The following is a 16628-nucleotide window of genomic DNA, read 5'->3' as shown; positions in this document are numbered from 1 at the left end:
CTCTGAAGAGGAGGGGGCTTGAAGCAATGCTGACCCTGGCCACCACAAACCCCGGCGAACCGGAGATATTCGCCTCGCTCCAGGGCGAAGGCCCCTCATCGGGCCGGCCGTCGATCTTCGTCCGCCTGTCGCGCTGCAACCTCGCCTGCCGCTGGTGCGACACCGCCTACACCTGGCGCTTCACCGGCGACAATCGCCCCCACCGCGATGAAGTCGCGTTCGAGCGCAGCGACAATCAGCTCACACTGGACGAGGGCGAAGTCGCCGCCCTGATCCTCGCCCACAACGAGGACCGCCTTGTCATCACTGGCGGCGAACCGCTGCTGCAAGGCCCCGCGCTGGCAAAGCTTGTCGCGCAGCTCAAACAGGCCCGCCCCGGGCTACACGTCGAGATCGAGACCAACGGCACCGTCGCCCCGCACGCAGCGCTCGACGCAGCTGCCGATCAATACAACGTCAGTCCCAAGCTCGCGCACTCGGGCAATCCGGCCGAGCTCGCGCTGCTGCCTGAACGCCTTGAAGCGTGGGCCAAGGACCCCCGCGCATGGTTCAAGTTCGTGGTTGCGTCACCGGCAGACATCTCCGAAATCGCCGACCTGCAGAATCGCTACGGCATCGCGGGCGACCACCTGTTCGTGATGCCCGAAGGCACGAGCAGTTCCGTGCTTCGCGAACGCTCGCGCTGGCTCGCAGAAGAAGCCCTCGCCCAAGGCTGGCGCTTCACCGACCGCCTGCACATCCACTTGTACGGCGACACGCGCGGGACTTGACGTGAACTAAAAACGCACGCTCCCCCGCGCAGGCGGGGGCCTCAGGCACATCGCGGAAAACTAAAGCTGCATAATCCGGCCCGAGGCCCCCGCCTTCGCGGGGGCGCAGGTCAGCGCTTGAAAATAAAACCCGATCAGAACGGAATATCGTCGTCCAAATCGTCGCCGAAGCCGCCACCGCCAGCAGGCGAACCACCACCGCCGCCGCCCTGGTTCCAGCCACCGCCAGAACCACCGCGCGAACCGCCGCCTGACGAGCCACCCGAAGACCCACCTTCGTTCCAGCCACCCGACCGACCGCCACCGCCACCGCCGCCGCCGCCGGGAGCGCCATCAAGCATGGTCAGCACCGCGCCGGGGCCCTGCAGCACCACTTCGGTCGAATAACGGTCCGCGCCCTGCTGGTCCTGCCATTTGCGCGTGCGCAACTGGCCTTCGATATAGACCTTGCTGCCCTTTTTGAGGAAGCGCTCGGCCACGCCCGCAAGGCCCTCGCCGAAGATGGCAACAGTGTGCCACTCGGTGCGTTCCTGCTTCTCGCCGGTGTTCTTGTCCTTCCAGTTTTCCGACGTGGCGATGCGCAAGTTGCACACCTTCCCGCCGTTCTGGAACGAGCGCACTTCCGGGTCAGCACCCAGATTGCCGACGATGATGACCTTGTTGACGCTGCCTGCCATCGAATCGAGTCCCTTTGGAATGTGAACGCTGGCCTAGCGCATGGGCATGGGTCGGCGCGAGTCGGAGGGGCTGAGTTTTCCCAAAGCAATTGGTTCGCGCAGAGATCGCAAAGAGGGTGGCTCAGGCCGGAGGCTTATAATGAATGAACTGGCCGCAGCGCCAGCTTGGCGTTCTTGGTTGCCACTTCCCCGATTGACCACGCCCTCTGCGAACTCTGCGCGAAACCAGAATCTACCCCAGTCCCATCGCGGTCGCCGTCCAGAACGTCGCAAACGCGGCCAGATAGGCCAGCGCAAACAGGTAGGCGAGCATGAACGCCGGCCACTTCCACCCGTTCGTCTCCCGCCGCGCCACCGCGATGGTCGAAAGGCACTGCGGCGCGAACACGAACCACGCCAGGAACGACAGCGCCATCGGCAGCGTCCAGCGCGCCTTCAACTGATCGCCCAAGGCGACCGCCGTCTGGTCCTCGTCATCGCTCGCACCCACGGCATAGGTCGTGGCAAGCGAACTGACCGCAACCTCGCGCGCGGCCATCGCCGGGATGATCGCCAGGCTCATGTCGCGGTTGAAGCCGATCGGCTCAAGCACCACCGACAGCCCGTTCGCCAGCGTGCCCGCGACCGAGGCGTTGATCTGGTCCTGTCCCGGCTCTGCGCGCGGGAAATTAAGCAGCAGCCACAGCGCGATGGTGACCATGAAGATGATCGTGCCAGCGCGGCGTAGGAATATCCATGCGCGCTGCCACAGACCTATCGCCAGATCCTTGATCGTGGGCAGCTGGTACTTGGGCAGTTCCATGATGAAGCCCGAAGCCGCCCCCTTGGTCACCGAACTGCGCAGCACCAGCGCGACCACCATCGCCCCGACAATACCCGCGACATAAAGCGCGAACAGCACCAGCCCCTGCTGGCCGATGCCGGGTCCGACCTTGGTATTCGGGATGAATGCCGCGATGATCACCGCATAGACCGGCAGCCGTGCCGAACAGGTCATCATCGGCGCGATCAGGATCGTGGTCAGCCGGTCCTTGGGATCGGCAATCGACCGCGTCGCCATGATCCCCGGAATCGCACAGGCAAAGCTCGACAGCAGCGGGATGAAGCTGCGGCCCGATAGCCCGACGCCCGCCATCATCCGGTCCATCAGGAAGGCGGCACGCGCCATATAGCCGGTCGCCTCCATCGTCAGGATGAAGAAAAACAGGATCACGATCTGCGGCAGGAACACCACGACCGATCCCACGCCTGCAATCACGCCATCGGTCAGCAGATCGCGCGCCAGACTTGGCGGGATATAGGTTCGCACCAGATCGCCCAGCACGCCGACCGCCGCTTCCAGCCCGTCGGCAAACGGCGTCGCCCAGGTAAACACCGCCTGGAACACCACGAACAGCAGCGCGAACAGGATCGGTGGCCCTGCCCAGGGATGCAGCAGCACCTTGTCCATCCGCGCGTGAATACGATGCTTGGCAGTTTCCGAGATGATCGCGGCGTCGGCCATCTGGTGCGCGAGCATGCGGCGTTCGGGCAGAGTCACATGCGGACGCGGCACGGCGTCATGCTCCTGCGAGCGGTCCCGCGCCTCGCCGATGGCAGCGGCAAGTTCGGTCAGCCCGCGCCTGCGCACCGCCACGGTCGGGATCACCGGCACGCCCAGCGCTGATTCGAGCGCCGCCGGATCGATCACCAGCCCGTCACGCTCGGCCAGATCGACCATGTTGAGCGCGACCACGGTCGGCCTCCCCAACCCGATCACCTCCTGCGCGAACACCAGATGCTGCTCGAGGTTCGAACTGTCGAGCACCAGCACGATCACGTCGGGCCGCACCTGGCCTTCCTGCTCGCCCATGATGACCTTGCGCGTCACTTCCTCGTCGGGACTGGCGGCATCCAGCGAATAGGAGCCGGGCAGATCGACCAGTTCGACCGGCTCGCCTGTCGGCAGCAGAAGCCGCCCCGCCTTGCGCTCGACTGTAACCCCCGGATAATTCGCGATCTTCTGGCGCGCCCCAGTCAGCGCGTTGAACAGCGCGCTCTTGCCCGCGTTGGGATTGCCGACAAGCGCGGCGACGGTCGGCATCCGGCTCATGCTGCGCTCGTTTCAAGAATGGGTTCGACAGTCATCGCGCGGGCATGGACGCGGCGCAGCGCAATCGTCATCCGTCCGATCTCCACCGCCAGCGGGTCGCGCCCCATGAACACCCCGCGATAGGCGAGCGACACCCGCGCCCCCTCATCAAGGCCCAGCGCACGCAATCGCTGCGCCTCTTCGGCAACAAGCGTCGTCCAGTCGACCGAAGCAATTCGGGCGGGCGTGCCAAGAGGGAGCTGATCGAGCGTCACGCAATTGCGCTGCCATAGCGCGAACGACTTTGCAAGTCATTCGCAATAGAATTGCGCTAGATCAAACTTGCTCAGGTCGCCGGGTAGCGCAACCGCCCCAGCAATCGCGTGAACGAGAACGTATCCTCGCGCGGGCGCAGCACCTTCGCCTTGGCCTTTTCGAACTGCATCACGTTCTCGATCCGGCGATCGAGGAAGGCACGCGTATCGGCGTGCCCCTCGCTCGTGTCCTGCGCCAGATAGGCCAGCGTCGCGGCATAGATCGACCCGAGCGTCACCCGCTTGGTATAGTGATTGTAATCGGTCGCCGTATCGCCTGCCAACCGCCACATCTTGTCAGCGCTCGACCAGCCAAGGCGCGCGGCCGCAGCCATATTCTGCGGCAGCGCCATGATCGACAGCGCGCGGCGCAGCGCTTCTTCCTGTCCTGCAATCGCATCGAGGCGGAACTGAACGAGTCGGCGAATGCGCTCGCGGATCGACAGGTTGGACAGTTGCACACCCGGCACCGCGTCAGCCATGTCCGCGTCGATCCGCGCGATCCACGCCGTGATCATCGTCATGGCACCGCCCGCAAAGGCAAACCGCGCCAGCGCCGGATCCACGCCCTCGGCTTCGGCAGCAGCGCTTACCGCAGCATCGCTCCAGCCATCGAATGCCGCAGCATCGGCAATCGCGGGAGCCAACCTCAACCGCAGCTCGTCAAGCGAAGCATCCTGCGTCATGTCAGAACGATGGTCCATAAGTCTTCTTGACGCCCGTGCCCTTGGCATCCTTGGCCGCGCGCTCGATCTCGCCCAGCACGGCGCTGCTCTTGCCTTCAAGCGTCGCGTAATCGCGCGCAGAACGCCCCGAATTGTCGGGACGATCGGGGTTCGCGCCAGCCTTGATCAACATCCGCACCAGCGCCAGGTCACGGCGATGCACCGCACTGATCAGCGGCGTTTCGCCCGTGTTGTTGGCGTCCTCCACCCGCGCGCCGGACTTGATCAACTGGTCGACGCCCTCGATAAAGCCAAGCTCGCACGCTGCCACCAGCGGGGTCATCCCACGGTTGTCGCGCACGTTCACGTTCGCGCCGTTACTGATCAGAAACTGCATCCAGGTCAGGTCACGCCGCGCCACCACGATGTGCAGCGCGGTTTCGCCGGTCGAGAAATTCTTGGTGTTGATGATCTGCGTGCCCGGCTCGTTCAGCGCCTCGGTGACCTTGTCGCCTTCCTTCTTGCGCACCGCTTCGAGGAACTTGTACCCGTCCGAAAACTGGGCCTGCGCAGGAATCGAAACGGCGGCGGCGAGCGCGATCGCCAATATGGCGAAGGACCTGCGCATGATCGACGGCATTACTTCCTCCTGTTGCTGGCCCCGTGGCCTTCCGGCCATGTGGACTCAGCCCTTGCAAGGGCACGGTTAGCAGAGCATGAACCGCCGCGCCATGGTCCTGAAAACACGATCCCTTCTCGCCGCGATTGCCGCAACCTGCACTTTGGCGCTCAGCGCCTGCGGCAGCGCCACGTCCGAATCTCCGCCCCTTGAAGGCGCCTCGATCGGTGGCGATTTCACGCTGCAGGGCGCTGGCGGCAAACAGGTCCGCTATTCCGATTTCGCAGGCAAGTACAAGATCATGTACTTCGGCTACACCTTCTGCCCCGATGTCTGCCCGGTAGACCTGCAGAACATCGCGCAAGGGGTGAAGCTGTTCGCCAAGACCGACGCGAGCCTTGCCGCAAAGATCCAGCCGATCTTCATCACCATCGACCCCCAGCGCGATACGCCCGCAGTGGTCGCGAAATACGTCGCCAACTTCGGCCCGTCGGTCATCGGCCTGTCAGGCACGCAGGCGCAGATCGACGCCGTCGCCAAGCAGTGGGCGGTGTTCCACCAGAAGCGCGACGAGGGATCGTCGACCGAATACCTGATGGACCACAGCCGCGCCGCCTACCTGATGGGTCCGAAGGGCGAACCGATCGCGCTGCTTCCCGCCGAGAAGGACGCCCAGGCCGTCGCCACCGATCTTGCCAAGTGGGTGCACTGAGCGCCCGATGGCAATCGATCGCTTCTGGACCCGCCCGGTCGAGACGCTGAACCGCGAACAGTGGGAAGCGCTGTGTGACGGCTGCGGCAAGTGCTGCCTGCACAAGCTTGAGGACGACGCGACCGGCGACGTCTATCACACCAATGTCGCCTGCCGGTTGCTCGACCTCAAGACCGGGCGCTGCAGCGATTACAAGCACCGTCGCGCGATCGTGCCCGATTGCCTGCGCCTGACGCCCAAGCTGGCGCGCGATCTGCCATGGCTGCCTGATTCGTGCGCCTATCGCCTGCGCGCCGATGGCGATCCCCTGCCCGATTGGCACTACCTGATTTCGGGCGACCGCGAGATGGTCCACAAGGTCGGTCAGTCGGTCATCGGCAAGGCGATCAGCGAGACCATGGCCGGGCCACTCGAAGAACACATCGTCCCCGCCGACCATTTCGACATCTATGACGATGGCGAGGACGACGAAGCAAACGAAGATGTTTGACTGGCTGCGCCGCGCCGATCCGCGCGCCAAACAGGCCCCTTCTCCCAAGTCACCCGCGCGCGCCACCGCATCGCGCATGATTTCGGTTGGCGAACGCGAACTGCCGCTGGTGATCCGCAAACTCGCCCGCGCCCGCCGCATGACCCTGCGCCTCGCCCCCGATGGCAGCGAGGCTCGCGTCTCGATCCCGGCATGGGGCCGCGTCGGCGACGCCGAGGCGTTCGCGCGCGACCGTGCCGACTGGCTCGCGGGCCAGCTCGCCAACCTGCCCGAGCCCCGCACCATCGCGCCGGGGGCTACGTTCAGCTTGCGCGGTGAAGCGCTAATCATCGACTGGCGCGAAAGCGCACGTCGCAAGCCCGCCATCGCAGACGGCCACCTGCTCATCGGCGGCCCGCGCGAATCGATCGGCCGCCGCCTGCAACGCTGGCTCGAGGCCGAGGCGCTCGTCCTGCTCGCCGATGATCTTGCCTTCTACTGCGCGCGTGCTGGGCACGACATTCCGCGCCTGTCGCTGTCGCGCGCGCAACGGCGCTGGGGCAGTTGCGCGGTCGATGGCGCGATCCGCATGAACTGGCGGCTGGTCATGGCGCCCGACTTCGTTCGCCGCTCGGTCGTCGCGCACGAAGTCGCGCACATCGCGCACTTCGATCACAGCGCAGACTTCCACGCCCACCTCGACCAGCTCTACGAAGGCGATATCGGCACCGCCAACCGCTGGCTCAAACGTCATGGCCGCACGCTCTACGCCCCGTTCGGCTAAAGCTGGCACAATCGCCGCCCAGCCCCTATCTGTTGCGCCATGAAAGCATTCTTCCGCAATGTCTCGCCGCGCCGCGCCCTGGTAGACCTCTGGCAGGTCCTCGGCGCGCCCAGCGAATACCGCGCCATCGCGCTGGTGCTGGCAGCGATGGTCACCGGCGGCATCTTTGTCGTGATGAGCAACCAGGGCGGTCGCGGATTGCCCCGCCCGCCTGTCGTCACCTACTTCCCGAGCCTGATCGAAGGCCGCAGCGACGCTGAAATCCTCGAGGAAAACCGCGTCGCCTCGGCCAAGGCGCGCGCCGAGGAGGCCGAGGAAGAGGCCAGCGCAGAACGCGTCCGCCAGATGTACAAGGCGGTCGGCAACGCGACCGGCGTGGACACGAAAAAAGCCTATGACGAGGGCGTGGCCGAACGCACCGAGGAGAAGCGCAAGATCGACGCCGCGCGCAAGGCGATCCTCGACAAGCACCTCGTCGACAACCCGGTATTCGACGCCGAACAGAAGCGCGCGCAGGAGCAGTCGCCAGCGCAATGACTCCCGCCGACGACCAGCGCTGGCTCGACGCCGCCGCCGCACTGGCAGCACGCGGACGTCCGCTCAGCCGTCCCAACCCGGCAGTCGGCGCGATCATCGTCAAGGACGGGCGTGTCGTCGGGCGCGGCTGGACCCGAACCGGAGGCCGCCCCCACGCCGAAGCCGAGGCACTGGCAATGGCTGGCGACCGCGCGCAGGGTGCCACACTTTACGTCACGCTCGAACCCTGCGCCCACACCAGCCCGCGCGGCCCCTCCTGCACCTCGCTGCTGCTGACCAGCGGCCTCACTCGCGTCGTTATCGGCGTCGAAGACCCCGACCCGCGCACCGCTGGCAGCGGCATCGCGGCCTTGCGCGACGCCGGGATCTCCGCTGAACTCCTGCCCCTGCCCACCGCGCGGCGATCGCTCGAAGGTTACCTCACCCGCGCCACGCTCGGCCGCCCCCACGTCACGCTCAAGCTCGCCATGTCGCTCGATGGCCGAATCGCGCTGGCGGACGGTACCAGTCAGTGGATCACCGGCCCACAAGCCCGCGCGCACTGCCATGTCGAACGCTCGCGCGCCGATGCGATCCTCGTCGGCGGTGCAACCCTGCGTGCCGATAGCCCCCGCCTCGACGTGCGCTTGCCCGGCCTCGCAAGCCGCAGCCCCCAGCGCATGGTACTGACCCGCGGCACCGCCCCCGCAGGCTGGACCGCGGTCGCCGATATCACCGCACCCGGCACATTCGGCGATGCGCAGTTCTTGTTTGTCGAAGGCGGCGCGGGCGCAGCGGCAACTTTCCTTGTTGCCGACATGGTCGATCGCCTGCTGATCTACCGCGCGCCCATCGTGATCGGCGATGGCCTAGCGTGCATCGCGGACATCGGACTCACATCGCTGGCCGACGCGCATGGCCGCTGGCGCAATGCGGACCGGCGGACGCTTGGCAGCGACACCGCCGACGTCTACGAACGCGTGCGCTAAAGGAGATATTGGCATGTTCACCGGGATCGTCACCGAAGTCGGCAACATCCTCGCCATCGAGGACAAGGGCGACCGGCACATCACGATCTCGTGCGCGATGGACCCCGCCAAGATCGCGATCGGCGCATCGATCGCCTGCTCTGGCGTGTGCCTGACCGTTGTCGACAAGGGCGGCATCGCGGGCGAGGGCTGGTTCGCGGTCGATGTCTCGGGCGAGACCGTCAACTGCACCGCACCCGAACAATGGACCGTCGGCGCACCGCTAAACCTCGAACCCGCACTCAAGATGGGCGATGAACTCGGCGGTCACATCGTCACCGGCCATGTCGACGCAGTCGGCGAAGTCGTCGGCATCTGCCCCGAAGGCGCGTCGCTCAAGTTCGGCATCGCCGCCCCGCGCGAGCTTGCCCCCTACATTGCAGCCAAAGGCTCGATCACGGTCAACGGCGTCTCGCTGACGGTCAACGAAGTCGCCGACCAAGCGGACGGCACCTGCCACTTCGCCCTCAACATCATCCCGCACACCGCCGAAGTGACCACTCTCGGCCGCCTGTCACCCGGCAGTAAGGTCAACCTTGAGATCGACGTGCTCGCCCGCTACCTGAAGCGGATGCAAAGCTTGGCAGCCCAGGCCTAAAGCCCGGACTGCCATAACGCTCACTGGTTGCCTGTCAGAACGAGAAGCCAGCGCCTGCGGCGCCTGTCAGAACGAGAAGCCAGCGCCTGCGGCAATGCCGCCCTTGCCATGCGTGTCGATCGTGCCGGTCGCCTTCACAACGACCCGGTCGCTTGCGGTCGTCGAGTAGCCAAAGCCGAAGGCGGTCTGCCCACGGTAGTGGCCCACGGCTCCACCGAACATCGATTCCCCATTGGTGATCGTCTGGGGGATTGCCGCCATCGCCATGGCCGCCGCCGTGCCCGAGAACGAGTTCTTGCGCAGTTCCCTCAGGTCGAAACCGACCTGCGCGATCTGTTGGTCGGTATAGGCCCTCGACTGGTCAAGCGAGTTGGCAATACCCGACTGCAGCCCCGCAACGCTCGCTTGCAGCTGGCGTACATTGACCGCATCATTCGCGGTCACACCGTCAGCCACGTTGTGGACGCGAACCGGCTGGGCAGGATCTGCTCCGACCAGCGTGACGTCCTGCGTTGGCACGCCACCGTTGGGCGTCGTTGGCGAAGTGCCGTTCGAATACTGCAGCGGCGCAGCAAAGCCTGCTCCGATCGTTGCCGAGATCGATACGATATCGGCCCGGTTGCGATCGACAGCCGTGTTTGTCGCTGCAAGTTGCGAACCATTGACGGCGTCGCTCGAACCCGCAGCCAACGTCCCTGCCGCCACATTGGTCACGCGAACCGGGCCGCCCGCCGCGCCTTCGAATGCGGCAGTATTGGTCGGCGTGGCGCTCGGCGTAGTACCGTTTGCATCGGAGACATAGCCGACCGGGACGTTATTGACCTGGTTCTGGATCGACGTGAGTTGAGTCGTGTTGTTGGTGACGCGAGCGTCGATCGCTACGATCGTTCCCGCGTTGTTGTTGGTCTGCGTGGTCAGATTGATGATATCGCCGGTATTCTGTGTCACGCGGCCATCGATGTTGGTGATGTTGCTGGTATTCTGCGTCACGCGTCCGTCGAGATTGGCGATGTTGCTGGTGTTCTGCGTCACGCGTCCGTCGATACTGGTAATGTTGGTCGTGTTCTGCGTGACACGTCCGTCGATATTGGTGATCGCGGTGGTGTTGGCTCCCACCTGCTGGTTGGTCGCAAACAACTGGCTGCCGTTCACTGCGCTGGTCGAACCCGCCGCAACCGTGCCAGCGGCCAGATTGGTGATGGTCGTTCCTGCCGCTCCGCCCAGCGTCGCACTGGCAAGCGTTGCATCGTCGTAGGTCAGCGCAAGCCCGGGTGCTCCTGTTGCGGCGGCAATGGCCTGGTTGGTCGCAAACAGCTGCGCGCCGGTCACCGCGTCGCTCGACGTCGCAGCGACCGCGCCTTGTGCCACGTTGGTAAGCCGCGTCCCGCCCGCCCCGTCAAATGTCACGGTGCCGTGCGACGCATCGTCGTATTTTACAGCCGAGGCATCGAGAGCCGCCAGCCCAGCCGTGTTGACCGTCAGCCCTGCCTGGACATTGGTAATTGCGGTGGTGTTTGTGGCCACCTGATTTTGCACGTTGGTGATTGCGCCGGTATTGGTCGTAACCTGACCTTGCAGCGTGGTGATCGCCCCGGTGTTCGACGTGATGTTGGTCGTGTTCGTACCAACCTGACCCTGCAATGTGGTAATAGCGCCTGTATTCGTGGTGATATTGGTGGTGTTCTGCGTGACGCGACCATCGATCCCGGTGATGGCGGTGGTGTTGGCGCCGACCTGCTGATTGGTCGCAAACAGCTGGCTGCCGTTGACTGCGCTGGTCGAACCCGCCGCGACCGTGCCCGCAGCCAGATTGGTGATGGTCGTTCCTGCGGCACCGCCCAGCGTAGCGCTTGCCAGCGACGCGTCGTCGTACGTGAGCGCGAGCCCGAGCGAACCTGTCGCTACGGCAATGGCCTGGTTGGTTGCAAACAGTTGCGCGCCGGTCACCGCGTCACTGGACGTCGCGGCTACTGCACCTTGCGCCACGTTGGTGAGCCGCGTGGGAACCGCACCGTCGAATGTCACGGTGCCGTGCGAGGCATCGTCGTATTTGACTGCCGCGCTGTCCAGAGCAGCCAGACCTGCCGTATTTGCCGTCACACCTGCCTGCGCCGTCGCGATGGCGCCGGTGTTGGCCGCGATATTGGTCGTGTTCGTTCCAACCTGTCCCTGGAGTGTTCCGATGTTGCCCGTGTTGGTCGTCACCTGACCCTGCAGCGTCGTGATCGCACCCGTGTTGGCGGTGATGTTGGTGGTGTTCGTGCCGACCTGCTGGTTGGTTGCAAACAACTGCCCGCCATTGACAGCATCGGTCGATCCGGCACCGAGCGTCGCTGCAGCGACATTGGTCAGCCGCGTGCCGCCGACCCCGGCAAACGTCACCGATGTCCCGCCTGCGTTGTCATAGAGCACGACGCCGTCTCTGGCGGTCAGGATCGCGCCCTGCACTTGCCCCAAGGTTGCTGCGTCGGTCGCTGCCGTTCCCGGCGCAATGTTGGTCAGCTGGCGTTCGGCCCCAGCCGAGCCGAACGAAACCGTTCCGGCAGAGTTGGAGGGTCCGGTGATGCCGAATGCGGTGTAGCCGGCAAGGGCTCCGCGTGTGTTGGTCGATCCTGCACCCAGCGATACGCCGTTGGCAGCCGCTACCGATGCATTTGTGCCGAGAGCTACTGCGCCGGTTGATCCAATACCGGTCGAAGCGCCGTTGCCAAACGCGATGGCATCCAGAGCACCGGCGCTCGCGGCGGTTCCCGAACCAAGCCCACTGATCTGGTTTCCGCCGATCGCGATGCCGGCTGGTGTGTTGAGAGCGATGCCATCAGCGGTGAGGTTGCAGTTTCCGGGAGCGACCAGGTTACCGCTCTTGTCGAGGACCTGCAACGAGACGGTGTTGCCCGCAGCGATGTCGGCGGTCGTGGCCGCCACCCCCAGGTTCACGTCGGGGATGGAGAGCAGCGGTAGTCCCAGGATCGAGACGTTCAGAAGGTTGTCGAACAGATTTTCCACGCCCGTGGCGGTGGGCACGACCGTCCGCGACAGGATGTTGCGCAGTACTGAGTCATTCACCTGAATGCCGGTGCAGACATCGACTACCGGCTGAAGTGCCTGCGCTTTTGCGGGTGCTGATGCCGTAAATGTAAGTGCCGTTGCGATCGACGCCGATGCAAGCATAGCTGCGCGCACGGTCGAAAAACCAGAGTATCCCATTATCGCTCTCCTGAACTCCCATCCAAGGCGTCGCGATCATGGAAACTGGTATCCGGTGAAAAAGTAAATTTGTTCCTAATCTACTGATTTACAACGATTTTGTAATGGCGTTAACCATATTTCATCGGGCCAGATTCGGCAGATTTTGGCGGGGAACAACGGTAAAGAGCCGCCCCGCCAAAACGTGAATTTTGCCAGCAAAATTAACTACTTGCGTTGCATCGCAGCAAAAACGGTCAAAAAGGGTGCCGAGCGCGCAGACTTGAGACCGATCGGTCAAGCCGCAAGGCCGTGTTTCCGGTTGTATGCATGCAGCCATTCAAGCGTCTTGGTCAGCCCGCCAAACGGGTAAAAGTGCAGCCGCACCCGGCCATGTTCTGGCCCCAGCCCGCGCGCAAATGCATCGACCAACTTGTCCGGTCCCGCCGTCCCCAGCAGGTTCGCCACCGAAATACCGTACTTCTTGAGCACAGACGTCGAAGCGCCGACCCCGCACCGCGCGGCGAACGACAGCAGCCGCTTGATCCCTGCAGGCCCCGGCACCCCGATTCGCACCGGCGCATCGATCCCGCGCGCGCGCAACTCCTTGAGCCATGCCAGGAACGCGTCCGGATCGAACCCGAACTGCGTGACGATCAGCGGTGCCATGCCCCGCGCCGCGATTTCGGCAACCTTCGCTTCGAGCACGGCCCACGTCTGCTCCACGGTCATGTTGGGATGCCCCTCCGGGTGCCCACCAATGCCGATCGCCTTGATCCCGCTACGCTCGAACGCGCCCGTCGCAATCAATGCCGAGGTATCAAAATACGGCCCGACCGGCTCGGGCGGATCGCCCGCCACGATGAAGCAACGCTCCACCCCCGCCTGCTCGACCACGGCCTTGAGATAGCCTTCGAAATCGTCTTCCGAGGTGATCCGCCGCGCCGAAAAATGCGGCATCGGCTCGAACCCCAATTCGCGCACCGCGACCGTGGCGGCAACCCGTGCAGCCACATCCTCACCCGGCAGAAACGTTACCGCAATCGGCGTAGCAGCCGGTATCAGAGGCGCGGCGTCGCGCAGCGATGCCTCGTCCTTCGCGGTCATCTCCAGCGAGAAACCGTCAGTGATCCCGGCGGGCTGCTTGTCCCAGTTCGGGTGAATCACAGGTGCTGCCATGTTCGGGAATCCTGTTCCTTGGCCCCTCCCCTTCAAGAGAGGGGTTGGGGTGGGGTCTCACCGCCCGGCCGCCTTTGCAGCGTGCCGGGCGGGGCCCTGTTTCAGCGCAGGCTCAACGCGCCGTGCGCCAGCCCTCAGCGTAGGTTTCACGCGCAACTCGGCTGTACGGAACAGGCGAGACGATCACACGAACATTGAGCTGCTTGTGCGGCTCGACCGTGGTCTTGCGGGTGCCGCCGTTCTCTTCGCCCCACACCACGTTCAACTCGGTGCCGAACGGGATTTCCGGGTCGATCGTCGCCAGCGAAAGCGCCTGCTTTTCGTTGTACGAAAAGCCGGTGAACATCGACAGGCCAACCGTCTTGCCGCCCGCATCGACGACGCGGTCGTAGTTGGACGACGCATAGTTCGCCAAAGGCACGTCGAAGAACTTGTACGCCTCACCGTCCGGGTTGAACATCGACGCCATGATCTTGGCCATGTCCTCGGGGTTCCACGCCAGCGTCACCTTCTTGCGCTGTTCGGCGGGGTTCAGCGCTTCGAGCGCCTCGCGGCCGTGGAAGTCGTGGTCGAACTTGACGAAGTTGCCGTAACCCAGTTCCCACGGGTTGAGGTAGTAGTCCTCGATGTTCTCAGACACGAACGAACCACCGATCGACCCGGTCGCCTCATAGCTGTCAGCGGCCAGCCACTCGCGGAAGCCCTTGAGCTTTTCGCCGGTATAGATCGCGGGGAGCGGCGACGGGATCCAGCCCGATTCCAGCGTGTTCGATGGATAGGCGCGGCTGCCGCACTGGATCAGCCCGAATTCCTTGCCTGCTTCCACGATGGCCGCGCGGATTTCTTCCTGCTCCGCATAAGGACCCCAGATTTCCAGACCCGGCGCGCCCGACATGCCGTGGCGCAGCGTCTTCACCGTCTTGCCGGCGATGTTCATCGTCGACATGTTGAAGAACTTGAGCTGCTCCAGCGGACCGCCATGCAGCTTCTCGATCACGGCCCATGCGTTCGGACCCTGGATCTGGAAGCGCCATTCCTTGCGCGTGACGGGCTTGCCCATCGGACGCATCGGCGAACGGTCGTCCAGCTCGATCTCGCAATCGTAACCGCCGGTGGCAGCGTGATAGCGCAGCCAGTTCGACGCAGGTGCGCGGCCGACGTAGGTGAAGCTCTGCTCTTCTTCCCAGAAGATGATGCCATCGCCGATCACGTGGCCATAAGGCGTCGTCGGCACGTACTGCTTGGCCTTGTTGACCGCCCAGCCCTTCGAGCTGTTGATCATCGTGTCGGACAGCAGTTTGCCTGCATCCTTGCCGCGAATGTACAGGTTCACCATGTGGTGCGACTGGTCGAACAGGACCGCGCTGTGCTGCCAGGCCCACTGCTCCGAACGCCAGTTCGAAAATTCGGGCGCAACGACAGGGTACACATAGGCCCCCAACTGCGAGTTGCGCAGCATCTCGACCACGTTGCCGTTCTGGTTGATTACCTCTTCGAGGTTCTTGGCTGCCATCAGTTTTCTCCCGGCGTGAAAATGGCGTGTTGATAAATTTGTATGCAACACATACTAGTTCATCCGAGATTCGCAATGCCAAATGTTGCGCCCTATGAGGCGCGGCTCGGATGGGAGACAAGACAATGAGCGCATCGCTGATTTTGACGCTGTCGTGCGAGGACAGGCCGGGTATCGTTGCTCGTGTCACCGGCAAGCTGTTCGACCTCGGCGGTAACATTCTCGAAGCGCAACAGTTCGATGACCCGGCCAGCGGGCGCTTCTTCATGCGCGTGGTGTTCGGCCCGGGCGACGCCGACGTCGCAGCATTCCGCGAAGGCTTCGCCCCAGTTGCAGATCAGTTCGCAATGGACTGGAACATCCGTGATACCTCGGTGAACCGCAAGGTGATCCTGATGGTCAGCAAGTTCGACCACTGCCTGGGCGACCTGCTCTACCGCACCCGCATCGGCGAACTGCCGATGGAGGTCGTCGCGATCCTCGGCAACCATCCCAAGGAAGCGCTCAACATCTCGCTGATCGGTGACATTCCCTACCACCACCTGCCGATCACCAAGGACACCAAGCCGCAACAGGAAGCCGAGGTGAAGCGCATCGTCACGCAGACGGGCGCCGAACTCGTCGTGCTGGCGCGCTACATGCAGATCCTGTCCGACGACCTTACCTCGTTCCTGGCGGGCCGCTGCATCAACATCCACCACTCGTTCCTGCCCAGCTTCAAGGGCGCCAAGCCCTACCACCAGGCGCACGTGCGCGGGGTCAAGATGATCGGTGCGACCGGTCACTACGTCACCACCGACCTTGATGAAGGCCCGATCATCCACCAGGACGTCGAAGCCGTCACCCATGCCGACACCCCCGAAGATCTTGTGCGCAAGGGCCGCGATGTCGAACGCCGCGTGCTCGCCGAAGCGGTCCGCCTGCACCTCGAAGATCGTGCGCTGGTAAACGGCACCAAGACCGTCGTTTTCAAGAGTTGAGTCCAGACGGTGGCGGGAGCAAGATGCCCCGCCGCCCCTTGCCGCCACGGAGAGTTGCCATGAACGTCAATGCCCTCGACCATGTCAACATCATCACCGACCGGCTCGATGCCACGGCGGAATTCTACAAGTCCCTGCTCGGCCTCGAACGCCGCGACGGCCCCGCGCCGCTGACGCCGCAGAATGCGCAGTGGATGTACGACGGTCAGGATCGCCCGATCATCCACATCAACGCCGTCGACTGCCCGCGCGCCTTCGAACGCGAAGTCGAACCCGGCTCGCTCACCGGCGCCATCCACCATGTTGCGCTCAACTGCAGCGGCTACGACGAAGTGCTGGGCCGGGTTAAGGACATGGGCAAGGACTTCCAGGTCAACACCATCGATGCCATCGGCCTGCGTCAGATATTCACCGCCGACCCCAACAACGTGCTGCTGGAACTGAACTTTTTCGGCGACTGAAGCAAATACCTAATCCGTTCGTGTCGAGCGTAGTCGAGACACCGCGCGCCAGTGTCTCGACTACGCTCGACACGAACGGCTGTAGT

The 16628-nt window shown here is 64.1% G+C and carries 17 protein-coding genes; 9 read left to right on the top strand and 8 right to left on the bottom strand.

What is annotated here, in order from left to right:
* Positions 1-26 precede the first annotated feature (26 nt).
* Complete coding sequence (locus GGQ88_RS14570; protein WP_183614175.1) at positions 27-770, top strand: 7-carboxy-7-deazaguanine synthase QueE; 744 nt, start codon at positions 27-29, stop codon at positions 768-770.
* A 134-nt stretch (positions 771-904) separates the two neighbouring features.
* Here the strand turns inward: GGQ88_RS14570 and ssb are convergent, their stop codons facing one another.
* From ssb to GGQ88_RS14545, 5 genes are all read right to left on the bottom strand, one after another.
* Positions 905-1447 (bottom strand): single-stranded DNA-binding protein, encoded by a 543-nt coding sequence (gene ssb, locus GGQ88_RS14565; RefSeq protein WP_183614174.1) that lies wholly within the window; start codon positions 1445-1447, stop codon positions 905-907.
* Positions 1448-1679: 232 nt separating this feature from the next.
* Positions 1680-3539: a ferrous iron transporter B gene (gene feoB / locus GGQ88_RS14560; RefSeq protein WP_183614173.1), complete on the bottom strand. Its 1860-nt coding sequence runs from the start codon at positions 3537-3539 to the stop codon at positions 1680-1682.
* Positions 3536-3793, bottom strand: coding sequence for a FeoA domain-containing protein (locus GGQ88_RS14555; protein WP_183614172.1), 258 nt, complete (start codon positions 3791-3793; stop codon positions 3536-3538). Before GGQ88_RS14555 ends, feoB begins: the two co-directional genes overlap by 4 nt.
* Positions 3794-3864: 71 nt before the next feature.
* The gene (locus tag GGQ88_RS14550; RefSeq protein WP_183614171.1) at positions 3865-4518 is read right to left on the bottom strand and encodes a COQ9 family protein; all 654 of its coding nucleotides are present in this window, start codon (positions 4516-4518) and stop codon (positions 3865-3867) included.
* Between the two features lies 1 nt (position 4519).
* A complete protein-coding gene (locus tag GGQ88_RS14545; protein WP_183614170.1) occupies positions 4520-5137 on the bottom strand; it encodes an ankyrin repeat domain-containing protein in 618 nt (205 codons plus the stop codon).
* 76 nt (positions 5138-5213) lie between these two features.
* Here GGQ88_RS14545 and GGQ88_RS14540 point away from each other — a divergent pair, with 76 nt between their 5' ends.
* Genes GGQ88_RS14540 through GGQ88_RS14515 form a run of 6 tightly spaced genes read left to right on the top strand, consistent with a single transcriptional unit; the run spans position 5214 to position 9223 of the window.
* On the top strand, positions 5214-5828 hold the full coding sequence (locus GGQ88_RS14540) for an SCO family protein (RefSeq protein WP_183614169.1): 615 nt from the start codon (positions 5214-5216) through the stop codon (positions 5826-5828).
* Between the two features lie 7 nt (positions 5829-5835).
* Positions 5836-6318 carry a YcgN family cysteine cluster protein gene (locus tag GGQ88_RS14535; protein WP_183614168.1) on the top strand — a complete coding sequence of 161 codons (483 nt, stop codon included), beginning with the start codon at positions 5836-5838 and terminating at the stop codon, positions 6316-6318.
* Entirely contained in the window at positions 6311-7081 is a 771-nt protein-coding gene (locus GGQ88_RS14530; protein ID WP_183614167.1) for a M48 family metallopeptidase, read from the top strand. The genes GGQ88_RS14535 and GGQ88_RS14530 overlap by 8 nt, the downstream gene beginning before the upstream one ends.
* Before the next feature lie 39 nt (positions 7082-7120).
* Positions 7121-7618, top strand: a complete 498-nt coding sequence (locus GGQ88_RS14525; protein WP_183614166.1) for a hypothetical protein — start codon at positions 7121-7123, stop codon at positions 7616-7618.
* Positions 7615-8586, top strand: coding sequence for a bifunctional diaminohydroxyphosphoribosylaminopyrimidine deaminase/5-amino-6-(5-phosphoribosylamino)uracil reductase RibD (ribD, locus tag GGQ88_RS14520; RefSeq protein ID WP_183614165.1), 972 nt, complete (start codon positions 7615-7617; stop codon positions 8584-8586). Before GGQ88_RS14525 ends, ribD begins: the two co-directional genes overlap by 4 nt.
* 13 nt (positions 8587-8599) lie before the next feature.
* Positions 8600-9223 carry a riboflavin synthase gene (locus tag GGQ88_RS14515; RefSeq protein ID WP_183614164.1) on the top strand — a complete coding sequence of 208 codons (624 nt, stop codon included), beginning with the start codon at positions 8600-8602 and terminating at the stop codon, positions 9221-9223.
* Between the two features lie 66 nt (positions 9224-9289).
* Here GGQ88_RS14515 and GGQ88_RS14510 read toward each other — a convergent pair whose 3' ends face one another.
* From GGQ88_RS14510 to ligM, 3 genes are all read right to left on the bottom strand, one after another.
* Complete coding sequence (locus GGQ88_RS14510; protein WP_183614163.1) at positions 9290-12430, bottom strand: YadA-like family protein; 3141 nt, start codon at positions 12428-12430, stop codon at positions 9290-9292.
* Between the two features lie 276 nt (positions 12431-12706).
* Positions 12707-13588: a methylenetetrahydrofolate reductase gene (locus GGQ88_RS14505; RefSeq protein ID WP_183614162.1), complete on the bottom strand. Its 882-nt coding sequence runs from the start codon at positions 13586-13588 to the stop codon at positions 12707-12709.
* 112 nt (positions 13589-13700) lie between these two features.
* Positions 13701-15101, bottom strand: a complete 1401-nt coding sequence (gene ligM / locus GGQ88_RS14500; RefSeq protein ID WP_183614161.1) for a vanillate/3-O-methylgallate O-demethylase — start codon at positions 15099-15101, stop codon at positions 13701-13703.
* A 125-nt stretch (positions 15102-15226) separates the two neighbouring features.
* On the opposite strand from ligM, the gene purU reads away from it, so the two are divergent.
* Both purU and GGQ88_RS14490 read left to right on the top strand, forming a co-directional pair.
* The gene (gene purU, locus GGQ88_RS14495; protein ID WP_183614160.1) at positions 15227-16081 is read left to right on the top strand and encodes a formyltetrahydrofolate deformylase; all 855 of its coding nucleotides are present in this window, start codon (positions 15227-15229) and stop codon (positions 16079-16081) included.
* Positions 16082-16140: 59 nt separating this feature from the next.
* Complete coding sequence (locus tag GGQ88_RS14490; RefSeq protein ID WP_183614159.1) at positions 16141-16542, top strand: VOC family protein; 402 nt, start codon at positions 16141-16143, stop codon at positions 16540-16542.
* Positions 16543-16628 lie beyond the last annotated feature (86 nt).

It is taken from the genome of Novosphingobium hassiacum (assembly GCF_014196055.1).
GTDB lineage: Bacteria > Pseudomonadota > Alphaproteobacteria > Sphingomonadales > Sphingomonadaceae > Novosphingobium > Novosphingobium hassiacum.
Note: the sequence above shows the minus strand (reverse complement) of the source record. Positions and strands in the feature narration are given on the sequence as shown.